At 70.4% G+C, this 4180-nt stretch carries 2 protein-coding genes; both read right to left on the reverse strand.

The window, feature by feature from the left end:
* On the reverse strand, positions 1-1819 hold a 1819-nt coding region (murJ, locus tag HMPREF1138_RS05495; protein WP_009057505.1), incomplete at its 3' end, for a murein biosynthesis integral membrane protein MurJ.
* The coding region (locus HMPREF1138_RS11260) for a DUF6049 family protein (RefSeq protein ID WP_009057503.1) at positions 1816-4180 on the reverse strand (2365 nt) is incomplete at its 5' end. The genes murJ and HMPREF1138_RS11260, both read right to left, overlap by 4 nt.

Consider the following 4180-nt stretch of genomic DNA (forward strand, 5'->3'; position numbering starts at 1 on the left):
CGAACGAGGGCAGTTTCGTCTTGTCGCCGGTCGGTTCTGGCGTGGGAGCCATCGCATCCTCCGTGTGATCGGGTGTGTGTTCCGCCATTATCGCAGTTTGGGCGGGAGTCGGTGTGGAGGACGCCGCCAGGATGTTCACCACAGAGGCGGGGACACGCAGGCGCGTCAGGAGGGGGCGCATCATGGCCGCGGACTCGCGGGGCGCGGCGAAGCGCAGGACCAGCAGGTACACGAGGCCGGTGATCGCCGAGACGACCGTGAGCTTAACGCCGGCCAGGGCCATGCGGCCCAGCGTTGAGCCGACGCTCGTGTGGACGCCCATGAGCCACAGGACGGCGAAGCCGACGATGCCCGAGACGACGGCCGCGCCGAGGTAGGACACGTAGGAGCGCAGCAGGCCGGAGCGGTCCACATAGCGGTTCTCGCGCGAGACCCACACGATGGCGATGACGCCCTGGGTCAGGCGGCACGCGGTTTCGCCGAGCGCGGCGGCCACCACCCACCAGCGCGCGCCGGTCAGGGCGTACAGGGACCAGCCGACGATGACCTGGATGATGGTGGGGCCGATGCCCATGAGGAACACGGGCTTGACGTCCTCGTAGGCGAAGAAGACGCGTTGGCTCATGAGGACCATGCCGGTCGACGCGACGCCCGGCATGAGGGAGGTCAGGACGAGGGCGTAGCCGGTGACGGCGGCGGGATCCCCGCCCTTGGCGGCCATCGCGATCTCCATCATGGGGACCGATCCGGCCATGAGCATCGCGGCGGCGACGAGAGTCAGCGAGGTGATCGTGCGCACGCCGAGGTGGTAGCTGTCGGCGACGGCCTTGTCGTCGCCGTCGGCGACGGCGCCCGCCATTCGCGTGAAGATCGCGGTCGTCAGGGACACCGTGATGAGCGACTGGGGGACCATGAAGATCATGAACGCCGTCGAGTAGGCGAGGATGCCGACGACGCCGCCCTGGGCTCCGTTGCGGCCGATGAAGCCGTCGGCCATGGCGGCCAGGTTGTTCGTCGACAGGACGCCGACCTGGGAGACGCCGAGGGTCGCGAACGTCCAGCCGGCCACGCGGGGCATCGACCCGAAGGAGGTTCCGCGGAAGTGGAAGTCCGGCTTGAAGGAGATGCCGGCGCGCCTCATCGGCCACAGCAGGCACAGGGCCTGGCAGATAACGCCGAGGGTCGCCGATCCCGCGAGGACCCAGAACTGGGCGCCGGTCACGTCGCCCGCGGGGATGCCTCCGTCGGGTGCGCCGCCCCAGATCACGAGGAACAGGCCGAGGCCGGCGATGCCGACGACGTTGTTGACGACGGGCGCCCACATGTAGGGGCCGAAGATTTCGCGGGCGTTGAGGAGCTCGCCGAGGAGGTTATAGAGGCCGTAGAAGAAGAGCTGCGGCAGGCACAGGAGGGAGAAGAGGATCGCCAGGTTGCGGATGTCCTCCGTGTAACCGGCGGCCGTGATCATGACGAGGACGGGGGCCAGCACCATCGTCAGGAAAGTGACGACGAACAGGACGGTACCCGCCAGGGTCAGGAGGCGGTTGACGTAGGTGTCGCCGTCGTGGCGGCGCTTGATGGCGCCGACGATCTGGGGAACCAGGACCGCGTCGAAGATGCCGGAGGCCAGCAGGTTGAACACCGTGTTGGGCAGCGTGTTCGCGGTCTGGAAGGCGGCGCCGACGCCGCCGGCGGTGGCGCCAACCGCGGCGATGAGCATCGCGTTGCGCACGAAGCCGAGGATGCGCGAGACCATGGTTCCCGACGCCATGAGCGCCGACGCTCTCAGGATTGATCGGCGAGCCGTGTTCGAGCTCATGGGGTCTCCTTCGTCGTGTCTGTCTCGTGGTCGGTGGTGTCGTGCGGGGCGTCCGAGGCCTCGTCCGGGCGTGGCGCCTCGTCGGTGGCGTCCGTCTGCGAGGCGCTGGCCTCGTTCGCGTCCGAGGCCTGCTTCTTGCGGGCGGCGCGGCTGCGCAGCGAACGGGTGATACCCGCGAGGAAGAGGAGGCCGAAGAGGGAGGCGATGACGGCCGTGATCGCGTCCTCCCAGCCGGCGCGCATGCGCACGGTGACGGTGCGGGAGTCGTCCAGGACGTAGCCGTCGGAGGTCGTGACCTTGTAGGTGACCTCGATGTCGCCGCTGCCGATCGCGCCGACGGGCACTTCCACCGTGGTCGCGCCGCGCGCGGCGAGCTCCTGGGAGAGGGCGGGGGTGGCGCGCAGTCGCGGGTCATCGGGGATGAGAGTGACGTCCACGCGCACCGGCCAGTCGAGGTTGTTGCGGATCAGGACGGGGAACTTCGCGGACTTGTTGATCAGGTTGACGGCCGAGGAGGGTTCGACGGTCACGGAGGACAGCATGGTCGTGACCTGTGAGGTCATGGCGGTCGCCGCGTCCAGCTGTTCGGAGGGCGTGGATGTCGCGGAGAGGGCGGGAAGGATCGCGGGCGTGACGGAGTCGAAGACGGCGTCGGGGTCGTCCGTCGCGTTCGCGAGGGGCGTCAGGTTGGTCAGGGACGAGGCCATGGAGTCGATCGCGGTCCAGGTGTCGTCGGGGAGGGTGCCCGGGCCGACTGTGGTGCGTTCTACGTCGGTGGACTCGCTGGCGGCGATGTCCGAGAAGGAGGTCGCGCTCACCCACCGGGGCGAGTACAGCGCGGCCAAGCGGTGCGAGAGGCGTTCGTTGATCGTGGTGGTGCGATCGGCGGCGGCGAAGAGGGTGCGCGAGGAGGATGGGCGCTCGCGCGCGATGATGGCGGTGATGGCCGTGAGGGCCTGCTCGGCGTCGAGCTGGTCGCCGCCGCTGGCGTTCCACGACAGGATCGAGGCGATGTCCCCCTGCTGGGCGAGGGTGTGGGCGCCCGTTCCATCCGTCGTCGTCTCGCCGGTCGCGGGGTTGACGTTGACGCGCGCGTAGGAGGTGAAGGGCACGTCTTCGGCGGGGGTCAGGGCCGAGGTGGGGGCGATCGTGATCTGGTCGGCGGAGGCGAAGCCGGCCAGGAAGGATGTGCCGAATGTCGTGTCGGCCGGCCAGGCGACGTTGCGCAGGATCGTGGGGCCGGAATCGGGGATGGCCGTCTGGGTGGCGCTCTGGCCGACCGCGGTCGCCGCAGGGCTCGGCGTGGTGGTGGGCGAGGGCGTGGTGGAGGTCGAGGGCGTGGCGGTGTGCGAGGGCGTGGCGGAGGGGGAGGGGCTCGGCGTCGCGCCGCCGGGGCTGGGGGCGACCCATCCGCTTGCGCGCAGCGTCGAGGGGAAGGAGGCGATGGAGCCGGAGGCCAGGTTCCAGAAGCCACTGTTGCCCGACAGGGCGAGCGCGCCGAGGTCCGCGTCGCCGTCGGGCAGGGCGATGACCTCGGAGGCGGTCGACATGAAGGAGGCGACGAAGGCCTCGGACTGGAGCTCCTGGGAGCGCCGCGCCGGGTCGGTGGTCGTGGGGGCGGGCGTCGGCACGGGGGAAGGGGTCGGGCTCGGCGAGGCAGCGCCCGACTGCTCGCCCTGGTCGGACTGTGCCCCGGACTGTCCCCCGTCGGCGGAGGGCGAGGGCGTGGGGCTGGGCGCCGCCGTGGGCTGGGGGCCGCGGGGAATCAGGAGTGGGTCGACGGCCAGCGTCACGCCCGAGGTGCCGGCCAGGGTCAGGATCGCGGAGCGTTCGGCCTGGTTGTCGGCCGCGTTGGCCGAGGTCCACGGAACGACCGTCGAGACGCGCGAGGCTGCCACCTGCGCCCCGGAATCCCACACGAGGATCGTGCGGTCCTTGCCCGAGAAATTGCCCGAGCTCGCGGCGACGGTGGCGACGCGCGGCCCCCACTCCTCGGAGTCGGACAGGGGCAGCGAGGAGGTGGGGATGCGGATCTCGAAGGAGGTGGTCGTGCCGCGCGCGACGTCGGTGAGCTTCGTGGAGGCGGCGTGCGTGGCGTCGGGTTCGTCGTCGCTGAGCTGCGTGGTGAGCGCCGAGACGGAGATGGGGGTCTCGTTGGCGACGAACACGTCGAGGGCGACGGAGGCCAGGGTCGTCGGCGAATCGTTGCGGATCGTCCCGGAAATGACGACCTCGCTCTCGCTTGTAATGATCCGAGGTGAGAGGGAATCGATGGAGACGGACAGGCCAGAATCGGTGGGGAGCGTGCCCATGACGGCGGGACGCGACTGCCCGACCGCAGGCGTCGCGGCGGGCGCCGGC

It is taken from the genome of Actinomyces sp. ICM58, from assembly GCF_000283035.1.
Lineage (GTDB): Bacteria > Actinomycetota > Actinomycetes > Actinomycetales > Actinomycetaceae > Pauljensenia.